This window comes from Cupriavidus sp. 8B (assembly GCF_054589115.1).
Window position 1 is genome coordinate 1 of sequence record NZ_BAAILO010000028.1, and the last position, 348, is coordinate 348.

Annotated in this window: 1 protein-coding gene; it reads left to right on the plus strand. The window is 60.6% G+C overall.

Features of this window, described 5'->3' with window-relative positions; all coding sequences use genetic code 11:
• Positions 1-262: 262 nt before the first annotated feature.
• Positions 263-348: RRXRR domain-containing protein (locus tag ACYP5B_RS02845; RefSeq protein ID WP_459568481.1), on the plus strand; the 86-nt coding region annotated here is incomplete at its 3' end.

Here is a 348-nt window from a genome sequence, read left to right on the forward strand (position 1 = left end):
GGCCGGAGCTTGCAAAGGCAACTGAACAAGCTCGGGTTGACCAGGCAAAGCGGTAACCAACCCGCTACGTTGCGAATAGGTGCAAGGCCAACGTTGGGATGCTTCCTCAGTCCCAACCTCTTGAAGCTCCGGTTGCAGACAAGCGACAGGGTAAGCACGAAACGGATCGGGGCAGATCGCCGGTTCGCAACATTGCCGAGGGGAGACCTCCCAACGGGAGGCGTCACCAGGCCCGTAAGGGCAGCTTTTAGGAGAGATTGCCTTGGCAGTCTTTGTGTTAGACAGGAGCGGCAATCCGCTCATGCCCTGCAGTGAGAAGCGGGCGCGGCTGTTGCTGGCGCGCGGCCG